This is a genomic window from Streptomyces spinosisporus, from assembly GCF_022698145.1.
In the GTDB taxonomy this organism is placed as follows: domain Bacteria; phylum Actinomycetota; class Actinomycetes; order Streptomycetales; family Streptomycetaceae; genus Streptomyces; species Streptomyces spinosisporus.
Genome location: NZ_JALDAX010000011.1, coordinates 300436 through 316765 on the forward strand (window position 1 = coordinate 300436; position 16330 = coordinate 316765).

A 16330-nucleotide genomic window follows, 5' to 3' on the forward strand; every position below is an offset into this window, starting at 1 on the left:
CCGCGCACGCCCTCGTGGCGCCACGGCCTGGTCGCGGTCGTCGTCCTGCTGGCGGTCTGCGGCGCCGGCATCGGGCTGTATCTCAACGAACGCTCGGCACGCCAGAAGGCCGTCACGGTCGGCATGAAGGCGGCGCCGCGCGACCGGCTCGACATCGAGGCCGACGTACGCCAGACCGATCCCGAACAACGCACCGCCACACTGCAGTTGACGGCCACACCGCACGGCAGGTTCGGCGACGGCGAGGGATCACCCGTCAAGGACATCACGCTGGTCACCAACGCGCCGGACGGCAATGATCTGCGGTTCAAGGCCTACAGCACGGCGTGGCTGAAGGAGATCTCGGTGCCCCTGACCGAGGGCACGGCGTCGGACTACCCGTTCGACCGGTACACCGCCTCCCTCGTGATCGGCGCGATCGCCGGCCAAGAGACGGTGCCCGTGACGCTGCGCTTCCGCGACGAGGACTCCTACTTCGCCATCACGGCGGACCGGACCGGCTACGAGGGCGGGGTCGCCGCCGTCACCGCCCACGTCACACGCTCACGGAGCACCTTCATCCTCGCCTGGTTCATGATCATCGCCATGTGGACGGTGGCCCTCGCGGTGGTGGTCGCCTGCTGGCTGGTCGTGCGCCAGGGCCGCGGGCTGGTCTGGGGTGCCCTGGGCTGGATGGCCGGCAGCCTCTTCGCCCTCGTGGGCCTGCGCAACGCGGCCTCCGGAAACCCGCCCAACGGCAGCCTGCTCGACTACGCCGCCTTCTACTGGGCCGAGGCCCTGATCGCCCTGAGCCTCACCTGGCTCGTCCTCCACGGGGTCCTGGTGGAACACCGGACGGGCGGCCCGGTCCCCGAAGCGCCGCAGCGCCGCACGCTCCGCCCTCCCCGGGTGCGCCACCGGCCGCGCCCCTGGCGGGTACGGGGGCGACGACCGCAGGCGTGAGGTGTCGGGGAGCGTGCGCCCCAGGCGCGCGAGCGGGGACACGGCCATCAGCGCGGGCGACAGCAGCATGCCTGCGGCGCAGACCAGGAGGCTGGTGCGTGTGCCCCACGTCTGGGCGAGGAAGCCTCCGAGGAGCGAGCCGAGCGGGGCCAGCCCCATGCCGACGAAGTTGATCGTCGCGGCCGCGCGGCCCTGCATCGCGTCCGGTGTGACGGTCTGCCGTACGGCCATGATCGTGACGTTCACCAGCTGGCCGAAGGTCCCGAAGACGAGGTTGACGGCGAGCAGCGCCGGAACCGTCGCACCGGGCGGGCCGTGCAGTGCGGGCACGAACAGGAACACGCCGTCGCCGAGCGCCGCCGCCGACACGAGCACGACGCCGTACCCGAAGCGACTCGGCAGGCGGGCGGCCAGCAGCGAGCCGAGGAGCGCGCCCGGCCCCGTCGCCGCGAGCGCCAGTCCGACGGCGGTGCCCGACAGGTGCAGATCCCGTGGCAGGAAGAGCAGATAGACGGTTATGACGGCCGCGAAGAAGAACTGGAACGCGGCCGACGCGAGACACACAGTGCGCAGCGAGACGTCTCCCGCGACAAAGCGCAGCCCCTGATGGATCAGCCGCCAGACCCGAGGAGGGCGTGCAGGGCGTTGCGGAACGGACTCGCCGCGCCCGATACGGCGGATCGACAGGAACGACAGCGCGAAGAACACGGCGCTGGAGGCCGCGGCGATCGGAGCCGACAGCACGGACACCAGGGCACCGCCGAGTGCGGGACCGCCGATCTGCGCGGCGGAGCGACTGCCTTCGAGCGCGCTGTTGCCCCGCACCAACAGACCTCGATCCACAAGCCGTACCAACGACGCCTGATACGCCACGTCGAAGACCACGGACAGGGCCCCGACGACGAACGCGACCACGAGCAGCGCCGGCATGCCGAGTGCACCGAGGAGCCCGGCCACGGCGGCGGCACCCAGGACCAGGGTCCGACCGGAGTCCGCCAGCACCATCAGCGTGCGCGTCCGCCACCGGTCCACCCATGCGCCGACGAAAAGAGAGAGCAGCAGAATCGGCGCCTGCCCCACCGCGCGCAGGGCGCCCAACTGACCGGCACCTGCGTGAAGCGTCAGGACGGCGAAGAGCGGCAGGACCACCAGGCTTGCCTGCTCGCCCAGTTGGGACATCGTCTGCCCCATCCAGAGCCTGCGGAAGTCGCGGTGCCGCCACAGGCTCGGGGCAACAGGTCGAACGCAACGAGAGACACCAGGAGAAGGGGACGGCACAGGGAAGACCTCTCGGACGACCGACCCTGTCTTCGCAGCTCGTGGGTCACCGGCTGCCCGCACACTAACTCCCGCTCGGCGCGGCACGCGAGGTGTTTTAGGCGCAGACGCGTGCGCCCCGGACCGCCGAGCGGTGGCCCGCCGGGCTCACTCGTCCTGCGCCCGGTCGTACACCTGCCGGGCGAGCGGGCCCAGATACTCCGCTGCGATGGCCGTGTCACCGGTGGCGTCGTTGCCGTAACTGGTGACGCCCGTCACCGTGCCCGTGCCCCGCGCACCGTCGAAGTGCGCCAGCCATGGGCCTCCGCTTGCCCCGCCTCCCATGTCGCAGGGGACTTCCTGGGCGTGGTGGCGCGACGGTCGTGCTGTCGCGGTGCAGGACATCAGCTCCTCGCCGCGCTGCGGCCGGGTGCCGGGATATCCGAACACGGTGACCTTCCCGCCGGGTCGGCCGGTGAAGGCCACCTCCTGGGTACCCACCACGTCCGCCAGCCGGCGTCCCGCCCGCGCATCCACGACGAGTGCGGCGACGTCGTACGCGTCGTCCGTCTCCCAGCTACGGGGCATCGTGAACGCCCTGACGGCGAAAGCCCCGTACGGCATTGCGCCCTTGTCGTAGCCCGGGACGAAGACCAGGGAGATGTGATGGTTGCCGGGCGAGGCGGGGACCTGCGCGCAGTGGGCGGCGGCCAGCACTACCGAGTGATTCCTCGCGGGCACCGACGTGGCGGTGCACCAGGAGTCCTCGCCCTTGTCGTTCACGAAGAAGAGCCGTCCGATCGACGCGATCCGCGGACCCCGCCAGACCTTCTGATCCGCGGGCGTCGCGCCCTCGTCGAGTGAGGCACCCGCCTGCCGTATACGTCCGGCGGTCCAGTACTCCAGGGCCTGCCTGCGGTCCGCCTCGCTGTACGTCACCGTTGCCACGGTGTCCGCGGCCTGTCTGCCCGGCAGCACGGACACCGCGGCGACGAGGGCGAGGGCGCAGGGTCCGACTGCTCTCAGCCGCATGGGTCCACGGTAGGCGGGGGCTGGTGTGCCGACCACTCGAGCGGGGTCCGTCACACGGCATATGCCTGAGTCAACGGCCCCGCTCGTGACGTGGGCTGCAGTAGGGAGTTACCTGCCCCCGGCCGTGACCTCCGCCGCGTACACCAGCGCGACGCGGTGGTTGTACTGGATGGTGTACATCGGCTTGGCGCCGGTGACGACCGTGCCGCTGGAGGGGAAGAAGTCGTCCGTGAGGGCCGGCGGCCGGGTGGCGACGTAGGCCTGGCCGGGCGGGACGGTGTACATGCTCAGCGGGGACTGGGTGGAGGGGGACAGGCCGGAGGGGTACTCGGAGGCGTCGGGGTAGCTGGAGCCGTACACCGCGACCGGGGAGGTGCCGGCGGCCTTGATCACCTGCACGCCGTGGGCGCGGACCGTGTTGCGGCCGTGCGGATTGTGGAACCACACCTTCGAGCCGCTGTACCAGATGGCGGTCCAGTCACCGTCCCGGTCGGCGACGACGAACTGCTGCCCCGCCTGAGCGGCGCTGCCCCAGTCGTTGATCCGGTCCGTGCCGGCCGCGTCCGGGTGGATCGCCTGGTCCCCGAAGAGCGGGGCGTCTGCGCTGGGTGCGGTGCGCAGGTGGACGAAGTCGGACGCCTGCCTGGTCTCGGTGCACTCGGTGGTGGCGCCCGTGGGGTCGTCGTCGGGGCAGATCCGCACCGTCTGCTTGTTGTGCGCGAAGCCCGGAGCGATGGTGACCACCGAGCCGACGGGACCGACCCCGTGCCGTCCGGTGTGCACCCCGAGCAGGTTCATGAAGTGGTTCCAGTCCCAGGACGGGCCCGGATCCCAGTGCATGCCGGCGACGAGGGACGAGGTCGGACCGGCAACGTTGTCGTGTCCGATGATGTGCTGACGGTCCAGCGGGATGTCGTACCGGTCGGCCAGGTACTTCACGAGGTCGGCCGTGGCCTCGTACTGCGCCTCGGTGTACCAGGTGGCGCCGTGCGCGGCGTAGCCCTCGTGCTCGATGCCGATCGAGTGCATGTTGGTGGAGTAGTTGCCCGCGTGGAAGGCCAGGTCCTTCGTGGGCACCATCTGCGTCACCGCGCCGTCGGAGGAGCGCATGACGTAGTGCGCGGCGCTGCCGCCCGCCGTCTGGAAGGCGGAGATGGCGGCGTCGTAGGAGCTCTCCGTGTCGTGTATCACGATGGTGTCGATACGGATGCCGTTGGCAGGGCGGTCGGAGACCTGGCCGTTGGACGGCGCCGCCGGGACGAAGGTGCAGTCCACGGTGGCAGGGCACTCGACGTCCGTGTCCGCCGCCGACTTCAGACGCAGGTCGGCCAACTGGCCAGTGGCCGGGCTGACTTCGCTGTCGGCCCTCAGGGTCACGCGCTCGCCGTCCGCCGTGGTGCGGGCGGCGCCCTTCTTCATCGTGGCGTAGACCCGGTCGGCGTAGGCCGCGGCACCCTGCCGCTGGGTGGACTGGCTGTACCGGGCCACGGCGGCGTACCAGTTGCCGGGTTCGGCGGAGGTGTGGCCGGTGGTCTTCTTCTGGTACGAGGCGATCAGCGCAGCGCCGCCGCGGATGTTGGCGGCCGGATCGGTGCGCAGCTCCTCGGCGGACAGGCCGGTGAGCTTCGCCGCGGCCCGGAGGGTGTGCAGGGCGGGATCCGCGGCCATCGAGGCCAGGTTTCCGCGGCCCGCCGCGCCCGCGTCACCGGCGGCCAGCATGGCGGGCGTGACGTCCGTCAGATGCATCGGACCGTAGCCGCCGTCCGTGCTGTGCTGCCCGGAATGTGTCTCCCAGGCCGACTCCTGGTACGCCACCGCCATCAGCACCTGGCGCGGGACCTGGTACTCGTCGGCCGCGCTCGCGAAGTCCTCGGCCAGAGTGGTCGCCTGTGAGTCGGAGTCGTCGGTGGCCAGTGCCGTCACCGGAACGGCCATCGCCCCCGCGACGACGAGCGCGCTCGCGGCGATCAGCGCACGACGGCGGCGCCGCGACGCGTCCCCGTGCCCGGCATCTCTAGTGGTCATGAAAACAGTCCCCGAAGCTGAAGAGAGTCCAATGAGCGGGAGCGACCGGGCCGGTGCACGCAGGGCTGCGGGCCTCGGTGTGGCCAGGTCCTCGCCACTTCGGGTGTGGATGATCCTCCTCCGAGCGAACCGGCGTCAACCTCGGTCGGTTGAAGGTGATTTGAAGGTTCACCGCACCCCTGGCGGGTGCGGTGGATGCGGCGGCGGTGCGGGAATGCTGGACAGTCCGGGTGCGTCCTCCGGCCAGACCAGCAGCACCGGGCAGGGGGCGTGGTCCACGACGAAGCGGCCGTGATGGCCCAGGCTCTTGGGTCCCAGGCGGCTGCGGTTGCCGTCGCGGGCCACGATCAGCAGCTCCGCGTCCTCGGCAGCGGCGACCACTTCCCGTTCGACACGTCCGGTGCGCTCGACGCGAGTGCAGGGGCGGCCGAGCCGGTCGGCCGCCTGCTGCAGCAGTTCGCTCCCGGCTTCGGCGGCGAGTTGCTCCACCCGGGTTCCGGGATCCTGTTCCGGGTGGCCGCGTCCGAGCAGCCCCGCGAACGCACCGTGCGCGATGGCCGGGAGCTGTTCGTCGGCCACATGCAGCAGTACGACCTCCGATCCGTCGGGGGTGTGGGCGCGCGCCGCGTCCACACAGGCGGGCCAGGTGCCCTCGACGATCCAGACGACGACGGTCATACGGTTCAGCCTCCGGCCTCACGCTCGGCTCCGGTCGCCGGAGGCCGGGACGAACTCACTGTGCCGGCCCCCGCTCAGTGTCGTGATCGCGCACGATACGCGCTCGATCGTGTCCCGGCACGCAGCCGATGGACGCCGCGTGAGGTGTCGGAACCGCCCCGGGTGCTGCCGCCCCCGCGTACGACTCAGCCTGCTTGCGCGGCCAGTTGTTCCACGACCGCGCCGAGCAGCGGAGCCGGCGGGTGCAGTGCGTGGAGTGCGGCGATCTTCGCCGACAGGGGCTGTGCCGAGGTGACGACGCGCCACATCTCCAGTTTGAGTGGGTTGTCCGTCTGGGCCGCGGTGAGAATGCGCTCGATGTTCGCCGTGGCGTGATCCGCGCTCACCGGAGCCGTGAGCTTGACCTCGACGGTCGTCGCGCTCGTCGTGTCGGCCCGCACGGTGACGCTGAACCGCCCTGCTTCGCCGGTGAGTTCGGCCGGTCGCCCGTCGATCAGGGGCGGTCCGGAGGGCAGATCCGCGAGGAAGGTGACGGTCCAGGTGCGTGCGGCGGGAACGATGCCTGCCGGACCCTCGGCCGCGCCGATGGTCAGCCGGGCCCGGTCGGCGTCCCACTCCAGCAGCGTGGTGACCGTACGAAGGTCCGTTCCGTCGCCCTGACCGTCGTCCTCGACCAGGGTGAAGGCTCCGCTGTCCGTCGGCGCGACGAGAACTTCGAGGTGTTCGGGATTGCGGGTGGCGTCCAGGTCCTCCTCGCTCGTCAGGGGGAGGATGCCGCCGCTGCGCAGCAGGGCCGGCACGCCGGCCAGGTCCCGGTGCAGTTCGACCTGGCGGTCGCCGCTGTAGACGGTGCCGGTGAAGATGTCGGTCCAGGTGCCCGGCGGCAGCCACGCGGTGGCGGAGCCGAGCAGCGTCACGGGATCCCGGGGCGAGGTGATGGGGGCGACGATCAGTTCGCTGCCGAAGGAGAACTGGTTGGGGACCTGGTAGGCCTCCTCGCGGTCCGGTTCGAGGTGGTACATCGGACGCACCAGGGGCAGACCCTCGGCCGCGCGGTGGTTCATGGTGTGCAGATACGGCACCAGCCGGTGCCGGAGACGCAGCGCCTCGCCCATCGCCTGCCGGGCTTCGAGGGGGAACTGCCAGGGCTCCTTGCGGATGAAGGGATTGTTCGCCGAGTGCAGCCTGAGGATGGGGGAGAACACGCCCAACTGGAGCCAGCGTGTGGCGAGTTCGTCGTCCCGGACACCTCGCGTGTGCCCGCCGATGTCGTGACTCCACCAGCTGTAGCCGATGTTGGCGGCGGTGGCCGTGAACTCCGGCTGGAAGTCCAGGGAGGCCCACGAGACGACGGTGTCGCCGGAGAAGCCGACGCCGTAGCGGTGGCTGCCCGGGCCCGCGTAGCGGGAGAACGCCATGGGACGACGGCCGTCGCGGCCGGAGTCGAGGAAGTGGAAGTGGTTGAGCAGCCACAGCGGGTCGACGCCGGGGACCCGCGATGTCGTGCCCTGCTGCCAGTCGATCCACCAGAAGTCGACGCCCTGGTCCTCCAACGGGTGGTGCAGGATGCGGAAGTAGGCGTCGAGGAACGTGCGGTCGGTCAGGTCGAAGGGAATCGTCGCCCCGGACGCGGGATCGACACCGACCGCGCGGGCCATGTCGGGATAGGCATCCTCGAACGGGCGCACCCCGTCGGCCGGGTGGAGGTTGAGGGTGGTTCTGAGGCTACGGCGGTGGAGCTCCTCCAGGAACGCCGGCGGGTCCGGGATGAGGCTCCGCTCCCATGAGTAGCCGGTCCAGCCGGTTCCGTACTGCGCGGGCACGGAGCCGACGCGGTGCCAGTCCATGTCGATCACGGCGACGGAGAAGGGCAGGTTGTCGGCGGCGAAGCGGTCGAACAGCTCCAGATACTCGTCCGAGGTGTACGCGTGGTAGCGGCTCCACCAGTTGCCCAGGGCCCAGCGGGGAAGCACCGGCGGGTGGCCCGAGAGGTCGTAGAGCGCCCTGACCGCCGCGGTGTGGTCGCGGCCGTAGGCGAAGACGTACAGATCCACCCGGCCGGGCTCACGCGGGGCGATCCATCCCTCGGCGTCGAAGAGGAAGGACGCGGAGTCGTCGATGACGGCGATGCCGCCCCGAGCGGTGACACCGTTGTCGAGCGGTGTACGTCCGTCGGCGTCGTCGAGCGTGCGCGCGGTGCCGCCCAGGTTGTCCAGGTGCTCCCCGAAGTGCCAGCGGCCGCCCGTGGGTGAGGTGACCACCAGTCCGTTCGCGCTGAACTCACGCCGGTCGTACAGCAGATGGAACCGTGAAGTGGACACCTCCAGGGCCTCGCCGTCGCGGACGGTGAACCGCGGTGTGGCGAAGTCGCGATGGAGGGCGAAGCTGGAGGCGCGGTCCTCGAACGCGCCGTCGTCGGACCACTCCAGGCGCAGCAGCCCATCGGTCAGGACGGTGACGCGCCACTTGTCACCGCGCAGGACAGAGGAGTCCGGGGCCTGAGGGCGGGCCGGGATCTTGCCGAGTGCTGTCATTGCTTCACTGCCCCTTGGGTCACTCCGCTGATCACCCATCGCTGGGAGAACAAGTAGACAACCACGGTCGGTGCCATCGCCATCAGGTACGAGGCGAAGGCGATGTTGTAGTTCGTGCCGAATTGGCTCTGGAAGATGCTCTGGACGACCGGGAGCGTCTGCAGTCCCGGATCCGCCGTGATGAGCGAGGGCAGCATGTAGTCGTTCCAGGAGGCGAGGAAGGCGAAGATGCCGACGGTGGCGTTCATGGGCCCGAGCAACGGCATGATGATGCGCCAGAAGATCTGCCCGGTGGAGGCGCCGTCCATGCGCGCACTCTCCTCCAACTCCGCGGGGACGGAGCGGAGATAGGCACTGTAGAGCAGCACACTGAACGAGAGCTGGAAGACGATGTGGAGCAGCGTGACGCCCACCGGATTGTCGATGCTGAGCAGCGCGGTGAGCTTGATCTGCGGCAGTGCCACCACGGGGAACGGCAGGAACATCGCCCCGAGCAGATAGAAGAACGACCAGCGGAACAGACGCCGGTCCCAGTTGCGGGCGATGGCGTAGGCGGCGAGCGAGCTCAGGACCAGCGTGCCGAGCACGGTTCCCGCGGAGACCGCGACCGAGATCGCGAAGGACGTCGGGAAGTGCGTCAGACGCCAGGCGGAGGCGAAGTTGTGCAGGTCGATCGGCCACGGCGGGGCGAAGGCGTTGCCCTGTGCCGCCTGCGAGGGGGACTTGAGGGCCATCGCGACGGTCACGTACAGCGGGACGAGCACCGCCAGACTGGCGACCACGAGGATGACGGTGACCGGACGGTTCGGGGCGTCGGTGCCGCGGCGGCGGACGCGGACGGCGGAGGTGCGCGGTGGGCGCCGCCGGGTGCCGGGGTCGGACGTGGGGAGCGTGGCGGTCATCAGAGTCGAAGTCCCCTTCCGCGGGTGGCCAGCAGTTGCAGCAGCGAGACCACGACCGTCAGGACGAAGAACACCGTCGCGTTGGCCATCTGGTAGGCGTAGTCCCCGCCCGTGTAGCCGGTGAAGATGGTCATGGCCACGCTGCTGGTGGACGTCCCGGGCCCGCCGTTGGTGAGTGCCACGATGATGTCGTAGGCGTTGAGGTATCCCTTGATGCCGAGAATCGTGTTGATCACGACGAAGCCGGCGATCAGCGGCAGCGTGATGGATCTGAATCGGCGCCAGGCCGATGCTCCGTCCAGGGCGGCTGCCTCGTACAGCTCGTCGGGGATGGACAGCAGGCCCGCGATGTAGATGAGCAGGGCGCCCGGGATCGTCTGCCAGGCGGAGACGATCACGATGGAGACCCAGGCGAGGTCGGGGTCGCCGAGGATGCTCTGCTCCAGTGGTCCGAACCCGACGGCACCGGCGACGGAGGGCAGCGAATTGGCGAAGAGGTAGTTGAAGACGTAGGCGACGACGATGCCGGAGATCACCATCGGGATGACGAAGATGCTGCGCAGGGTGGTCAGGAACCGGATGCGCTGCGTCAGGCCCACGGCCAGGGCCAGGGCCGTTGTCTGGGTGAGGACGACGGTGACCAGGGCGAAGCCGATGGTGAACTTGTAGGACGACCAGATGGAGGGGTCGGAGAAGACGGCGATGTAGTTGGTCAGGCCGGTGAACTGCCAGGATCCGAAGCCCACATAGTCGGTGAAGCTGTAGAAGATGCCGACCAGGGCGGGGGCGAGGACCAGCGCGGTGAACAGCAGCAGGGTGGGCAGCAGGAACCAGTAGTAGATGGGTTCGACGCGGTGGCGGCGGCCGGGACGTGGTGTGTCGGGTGCGCGCCGGGGGAGGGGCGAGGGCACGGTCACGGGGTCTCCTCGATGCGGTGTGCTCGGTCAGTGGGACGTCGCCGAGGAGCGGATGGCGAATCGCCGCCAGTCACTGTCGAGCCGTTTGAGCATGGCTTCGAAGTCGCCGGTGGCCACGGCGCTCTGCAGGTAGTTGCCGAGGGGGATGGAGTTCGGGACGAAGGTGCCGGCTCCCAGGTAGAACGCGGACGAGTCGACGTAGGGCTGCAGACCGGACAGGCGCGGGTCCGTGGCCGCCGGTGCGTCCTCGGTGACGCCGTAGGCGAGGTTGTCGCGGTTGTAGGCGTCGATGATCTCCGGTTGCATCAGGAAGTCGACCAACTCGGCGGCCAGATCCGGGTGTCGGGCGCCGGTCGGGATCCACAGCGCCAGGTCGATGTTGACCCTGGCCTTGCGGTCGCGTGCCCGGTCGGTGACGGGCAGCGGGAAGGTGCCGAGTTCCAGGTGCGGATCCACCGCGGCGATCTGGGTGAGCGCCCAGGGCCCTTGGAGATACATGGCCGCCTGCCCCTTGCCGAAGGCGAGGTTGCCGTCCGAGTACGAGCGTGTGGCGGCGTCCCGGTTGTAGAACCGGGTGAGGGTGCGGGCGCGCTCCATGGCGGTGGCGAAGTTCTTCTGGAACGAGACGGGGGAGTGCGGGCCGACGTCGGTGCCCTGTTCCTGGAGGCGGGCGTAGAAGGAGGCGGTGTCGACCAGGCCGCCCGCGCAGTAGTCGAAGAGCCCCTGCCAGATCGTCCAGGTGTCCTTGTTGGTCGCGTAGATCGGTGTCACCTTGGCGGCCTGCAACTCCTTGCACACGTCGAGGAGTTCGGACCAGGTGGTCGGCACCGGCAACTGGTGCTTCGCGAAGATCCGCTTGTTGTAGATGACGCCGGCGGCGGCCAGGGAGTAGGGCAGGACGCTGGTGCGGCCCGGGTAGGTGGCGTACCGCTCGGCGAGGGTGGCGATGCTCTTCCTGATGTGTTTGGACGCCGGCCGGTCCGAGAGGTCGGAGAGCACTCCGCGCTCGATGTAGCGGGCGAGTTCCAGGTTGTTGTTGAAGCAGCCGACGTCGGCGGGCGCGTCGCGGACGAACTGCGGGGCGATGATCACGGTGTCGTCGTGGTCCACCCGGACCCCGGGGCGCCGCTTCTCGAACCTGCGCAGCAGTTTGTCGAAGTAGGCGATGACTTCCTGCTTCTGCTCGTAGAAGCGGATGGTCGTCGTGGAGCCTTCTGGGCCGGTGTTCGCACATCCGCCGAGTCCCAGTGTGCCGAGCGCGGTCCCGGTGCCCGCCGCCGCGACGAATCGGCGGCGGCTGAGTCGTGCGGTACCTCGCGTCGTGGGGCGCCCTGGTCTGATCGTCACCTCGTGGCCTCCAGCGGTCTGTCCACGCATCCCTGGGGGCGCATGAGCCCGGTGGGAGTAGAGTGGCCGCGAATTTACAGCGCTGTAAATTTGAGTGTCAACAGGCGTGACTTACTATTTGCAGGCCCCTCGCCGGGGCCTTGGTTTGGGTAGGGTCCGTGCGCAGGTGACGGGGTGTTCCGCCGCGTCGCGGACCCCGAGCCACCCGAGGAGGCGCAAGTGCCCAACGTCCGCCTGAGCGATGTCGCGCGGCACGCCGGTGTCTCGACCAAGACGGTCTCCAACGTCGTCCACGGCTTCGTGCACGTACGCGAGAGCACACGGGCCCGCGTGCAGCAGGCGATCGACGAGCTCGGCTACCGGCCCAACCTGCGCGGACGCAACCTCGCCACCGGCCGTACCAACATGCTCGCCCTGGCCTTCCCCGACCTGCGCATCCCCTACTTCGCCGAACTCGCGCACGTCATCGCCGAGGCCGCCGCCGAACGCGGCTACCGGCTGCTGCTGGAGGAGTCGGGCGGCGCCCCCGAGGCCGAGCGCGCCATCCTCTCGGCGGAGGAGGCGGGTATCGTCGACGGCGTGCTGCTGCAGCCCGTGTGGCTGACCTCCACGGAGATCGCCCAGCACCGGCGGGAGGTGCCGCTCGTGCTGCTCGGCGAGAACACCGCGCCGCTGACCCTCGACCACGTCAGGATCGACAACATCGCCGCGGCCGCGCAGGTGGTGCAGCATCTGGCCGCCCTGGGGCGGCAGCGCATCGCCTTCGCGTGCGCCAAGCAGTCGGCCCCCAGCGAGACTTCGCGGCAGCGGCTCATCGGCTACCAGCAGGGCCTGGAAGCCTCCGGGCTCCCCGTCGACACCTCGCTGATCGTGCCCGGGCAGGTGGCCGACGCGCACTCGGCGGCCGCGGCACTCGGCGCCGCACTCGACGAGGGCATGGCCCCGGACGCGATCTTCTGCCGCGACGACCTGACCGCCCTGGGCGCGCTGCGCGCCCTCGCCGAACGGGGCATCAGGGTGCCCGACGACGTCGCGGTCACCGGGTGGGACGACAGCGCGGTCGCCTCGGTCGTACGCCCCAGCCTGACCTGCGTACGCGCCGACGAGGAACAACTCGCAAGACGGGCACTGGACTTGCTCATCGAACGCATCGAGGGCTACGACGGCCTCGGCCGGCACGAGGTCGTCGAGCACTCACTCGTCCTCCGCGAGAGCGCCCCGGCCGTGGCTCACTGACCTGCCTCATGCCGCGTACGGCCTCGGGCTCGTTCATGGGCGACCCCGAAGCATGCTGCGATCATTTTTGGGAAGGTCATTTACAGCGCTGTAAACGGATGCTGAGATGGCTGCTGCGAAGCAACTGCCCGACCTGATGGTCCGATCCGGGAGAGCGCATGGCCACGTCCGTTCCGCAGCCCCTGCCCCGCACCGCGTCCGAGGCTTCGCGGATTCCGCGGCCGGAATACCCCCGCCCGGGATTCGTCCGCGAGGACTGGCTGAACCTCAACGGCCCGTGGCAGTTCGCGCGTGACCCCGGCGACAGCGGACTGGAGCGCGGGTTGGTCGACGGGGAACTGCCCGAGCGGATCCTCGTGCCGTTCTGCCCCGAGTCGGAGCTGTCCGGCATCGGCGACACGGACTTCCACCACGCGGTCTGGTACCGGCGCACCGTCCGCATCCCCGGCACCTGGGCCGGACGCAGAGCCGTACTGCACTTCGGGGCCGTCGACCACGACGCCACCGTGTGGGTCAACGGACGCGAAGTCGTACGGCACAGCGGCGGCTTCACCCCCTTCAGCGCCGACCTCGGCGACATCGTGTCACCAGGGGAGGACACCACCATCGTCGTACGCGCCAGGGACACGGCCACCGGTCCGCAGGCACGCGGCAAACAGTCCACCGAATACGCCAACCACAGCTGCGTCTACACCCGCACCACGGGCATCTGGCAGACCGTGTGGATGGAACCGGTCGCCGACACCCACTTCAAGCGCCCCCGGATCACCCCCGACCTGGCCGGCGGCTGCTTCCACGTCGAGGTGCCGCTCAACGGCCGGCGCACCGGCCACCATGTCCGGGCCGAACTGCGCGACGCCCAGGGCCCGGTCGCCGAGAGCCGCATCGACGCCGGGCTGGATCTCGCGGCGCGCCTGGTCCTGCCCGTGCCCGAGGACCGGCGCAGGCCGTGGTCGCCCAACGACCCGCACCTCTACGAGCTGTCCCTGGAACTCACCGACGCGAACGGCCGGGTCGTCGACACCGCCGTCTGCACCGCCGGCCTGCGGTCGGTCACAGTGGACGGCAAGCGCGTGCTGATCAACGGCGAGCCAGTCTTCCAGCGCCTCGTCCTCGACCAGGGCTGGTACCCCGACGGCCTGATGACCGCTCCCGACGACGCCGCCCTGGTGCGCGACATCGAACTCTCCCTCGCCGCCGGCTTCAACGGAGCCCGCCTCCACCAGAAGGTCTTCGAGGAGCGCTTTCTGCACCACGCGGACCGTCTGGGCTATCTCGTCTGGGGCGAGTTCGGCGACTGGGGCGGGAACACCGGTCCGGTGAGCGGCGACAACCAGCAGCCCACCAGCGGCTTCGTCGCACAGTGGCTGGAAGCCGTGGAGCGCGACTACTCCCACCCGTCCATCATCGGCTGGTGCCCGCTCAACGAGACGCGACAGGAACTGACGGACCGCCAGAGCGTCCTGGACGACGTGACACGAGCCATGTTCCTCGCCACCAAGGCCGCCGACACCTCCCGGCCCGTCCTCGACGCGTCCGGCTACGCCCACCGCGTCCCGGAGACCGACATCTACGACTCGCACTGCTACGAACAGGATCCGCGCGTCTTCGGCGAGTTGATGAGCGGACTGGACAAGGACGCCCCCTTCGTCAACCCCCAGGATGAAGCACCGAACACCACGTGGTCCGTCCCCTACCGCGGACAGCCCTACTTCTGCAGCGAGTTCGGCGGCATCTGGTGGAACCCCGACGAAGCACAGGCAGCGGGGGAGGACCGGCTCGTCTCCTGGGGATACGGCCAACGCCCGCGCGACGAGGAGGAGTTCCACGAGCGCTTCGCGGGACTGACCGGAGTGCTGCTGCACGATCCCGACATGTTCGGCTACTGCTACACCCAGCTCACGGACGTCTTCCAGGAGCACAACGGGATCTACCGCTTCGACCGGAGCAGCAAGCTGGACGTGACGCGGGTGAGGGAGGCGCAGGAGCGGCGGGCTGCTGTCGAGGAGCGGTAGGGGGAGTTCGGGGGGCTGGTGGTCCGGTGGCCCGGTGGCCCGGTGGCCCGGTGGCTCGGTGACCCGGCGGCCTTGCGGCTTCGCGGCCTGGTGGCCTTGCGGTCTGGCGATCGGGAGCCGCCGTTGATTGAGGTCGGATCGCGTGGGCACGAGGAGTGCAGGTTCACGCGAGGAGAGGGGCGGGGCGGGCATGGTTGATCCAACGGCGGCGGTGCCGCGGCCGGGACCGGATGCGCAGGACGGCGGCGAAGCCCCGACTCCGCCGCTGCGCCCCGGCCATTACGACCCGGCCGACTACACCGGATGTGTGCTGCGCAGCGCCGCGGAAACCGGCGTATCGCCCCAGCTCGTGATGACAGTGCTGTACAACGAGGCGTACAAGCCGCACCACCCCCTGCTGGAGCGGTTGTGGCAGTGGTGGAAGCCCGGGGCGTCGTTCGGGGTGGGCAATATGCACCGCGCGACGTTCGAGCAGATCCGCAGCACGTACGGCCTGTCGAAGCAGTGGCACGACCTTCGCGACGACCCCGCCTTCGCCATCCATGCCGCGGCCCTGTACTTGAAGGACCTCGACCGGAGCCTGCCCGAGCGGCACGTTCGCCGCTACACCCGCGACGAACTGCTCGCCCTCGGCTACAACGCGGGCGAACGCAACATGCGGGCGTTCGCCCGAGGTGTGCCGCCGGGGCCCATGGCGCGGTCGTATCTGCGCCGTTTCAGGGCCAATCAGGGCCGGGCCGCCTCGACCCTGGGGAAGGGTGGCGGGTCGCGTGAGGCCGCGGCGGAATGAGCGCTACGGCCACTGCTGACTCCCTCGACCCGTACGGGCGTTGACTAACTTCCCTGGTTTCCGCTGGGGCGACGGTAGGCGCCGTACCACCAGATCTGGGCGAGTTCGCGGGCGAAGGGGATGTCGCCGGTGCCGTCGTCGACGCGGATGTGGTGGGCGATGGCCTGGGCGCCTCCCCACACGATGATGCGACTTGCGGAGACGGCGTCGACGTCAGCCGGGGTCAGGCCGGCCGCCTGGTCGGAGAGCAGGGACCGTAGGGCCGTCTCGTCGAAGCCCTCCAGGTCGGCCGTGTAGAAATCGTCCACTGTGGAGTCGTAGGCCGCTGCCTCGCGGACTGCGGTGATCACGCTCTGGTGAGCGCGGTGGATCCTGATCACTTCCTCGAAGAACTCCGCGAGCCTGTCGACGCCGGCCGCCGGGTCCCACTGCTGCGCCAGCGCGAGCAGTGACTCCCGCAGCTTGCCGGCGAGCCGCTGAAGGACGTCCGCCTTGCTCTGGAAGTGCGCGTAGAACGTGGCCCGGGAGACGCCCGCCTCCTCCAGGATCCGCTGCACGCTGATCTCGGAGAAGGCCTCACCCGAATCGAGGAGCTCCTGAAGAGCGGACAGCACCTGGGCCACGGTCGCTGCCGAGCGCGCCGCGTGGTGGTCGG

At 69.9% G+C, this 16330-nt stretch carries 12 protein-coding genes and 1 pseudogene; 4 read left to right on the top strand and 9 right to left on the bottom strand.

Annotated elements, in window-relative coordinates; all coding sequences use genetic code 11:
• Positions 1–123 precede the first annotated feature (123 nt).
• Positions 124–942: a DUF4436 family protein gene (locus tag MQN93_RS44415; RefSeq protein WP_372504469.1), complete on the top strand. Its 819-nt coding sequence runs from the start codon at positions 124–126 to the stop codon at positions 940–942.
• Positions 943–948: 6 nt separating this feature from the next.
• On the opposite strand, the pseudogene MQN93_RS27810 reads toward MQN93_RS44415, so the two are convergent.
• The 8 genes and pseudogenes from MQN93_RS27810 to MQN93_RS27845 all read right to left on the bottom strand — a co-directional run.
• A pseudogene (locus MQN93_RS27810) lies at positions 949–2133 on the bottom strand (MFS transporter); the annotation flags it as partial.
• 234 nt (positions 2134–2367) lie between these two features.
• Positions 2368–3231 carry a trypsin-like serine peptidase gene (locus tag MQN93_RS27815; RefSeq protein WP_016432866.1) on the bottom strand — a complete coding sequence of 288 codons (864 nt, stop codon included), beginning with the start codon at positions 3229–3231 and terminating at the stop codon, positions 2368–2370.
• A 108-nt stretch (positions 3232–3339) separates the two neighbouring features.
• Positions 3340–5256 carry an N-acetylmuramoyl-L-alanine amidase gene (locus MQN93_RS27820; RefSeq protein ID WP_242711718.1) on the bottom strand — a complete coding sequence of 639 codons (1917 nt, stop codon included), beginning with the start codon at positions 5254–5256 and terminating at the stop codon, positions 3340–3342.
• Between the two features lie 168 nt (positions 5257–5424).
• The gene (locus MQN93_RS27825; RefSeq protein ID WP_016432864.1) at positions 5425–5934 is read right to left on the bottom strand and encodes a universal stress protein; all 510 of its coding nucleotides are present in this window, start codon (positions 5932–5934) and stop codon (positions 5425–5427) included.
• Positions 5935–6119: 185 nt separating this feature from the next.
• Positions 6120–8468, bottom strand: coding sequence for a glycoside hydrolase family 31 protein (locus MQN93_RS27830; RefSeq protein WP_242711719.1), 2349 nt, complete (start codon positions 8466–8468; stop codon positions 6120–6122).
• Positions 8465–9370 (bottom strand): carbohydrate ABC transporter permease, encoded by a 906-nt coding sequence (locus tag MQN93_RS27835; RefSeq protein WP_016432862.1) that lies wholly within the window; start codon positions 9368–9370, stop codon positions 8465–8467. Before MQN93_RS27835 ends, MQN93_RS27830 begins: the two co-directional genes overlap by 4 nt.
• Positions 9370–10287: a carbohydrate ABC transporter permease gene (locus MQN93_RS44265; protein ID WP_016432861.1), complete on the bottom strand. Its 918-nt coding sequence runs from the start codon at positions 10285–10287 to the stop codon at positions 9370–9372. The genes MQN93_RS27835 and MQN93_RS44265 overlap by 1 nt, the downstream gene beginning before the upstream one ends.
• A 27-nt stretch (positions 10288–10314) precedes the next feature.
• A complete protein-coding gene (locus tag MQN93_RS27845; RefSeq protein WP_242711720.1) occupies positions 10315–11634 on the bottom strand; it encodes an ABC transporter substrate-binding protein in 1320 nt (439 codons plus the stop codon).
• A 219-nt stretch (positions 11635–11853) separates the two neighbouring features.
• On the opposite strand from MQN93_RS27845, the gene MQN93_RS27850 reads away from it, so the two are divergent.
• The 3 genes from MQN93_RS27850 (at position 11854) to MQN93_RS27860 (ending at position 15675) form a co-directional block, all read left to right on the top strand.
• On the top strand, positions 11854–12870 hold the full coding sequence (locus tag MQN93_RS27850) for a LacI family DNA-binding transcriptional regulator (protein WP_016432859.1): 1017 nt from the start codon (positions 11854–11856) through the stop codon (positions 12868–12870).
• 158 nt (positions 12871–13028) lie between these two features.
• Positions 13029–14885, top strand: a complete 1857-nt coding sequence (locus MQN93_RS27855; protein WP_242711721.1) for a glycoside hydrolase family 2 protein — start codon at positions 13029–13031, stop codon at positions 14883–14885.
• A 190-nt stretch (positions 14886–15075) separates the two neighbouring features.
• On the top strand, positions 15076–15675 hold the full coding sequence (locus MQN93_RS27860) for a transglycosylase SLT domain-containing protein (protein ID WP_242711722.1): 600 nt from the start codon (positions 15076–15078) through the stop codon (positions 15673–15675).
• A 44-nt stretch (positions 15676–15719) separates the two neighbouring features.
• On the opposite strand, the gene MQN93_RS27865 is transcribed toward MQN93_RS27860, so the two are convergent.
• Positions 15720–16330, bottom strand: a 611-nt coding sequence (locus MQN93_RS27865) for a TetR/AcrR family transcriptional regulator (RefSeq protein ID WP_242711723.1), incomplete at its 5' end; no start/stop codon positions are given.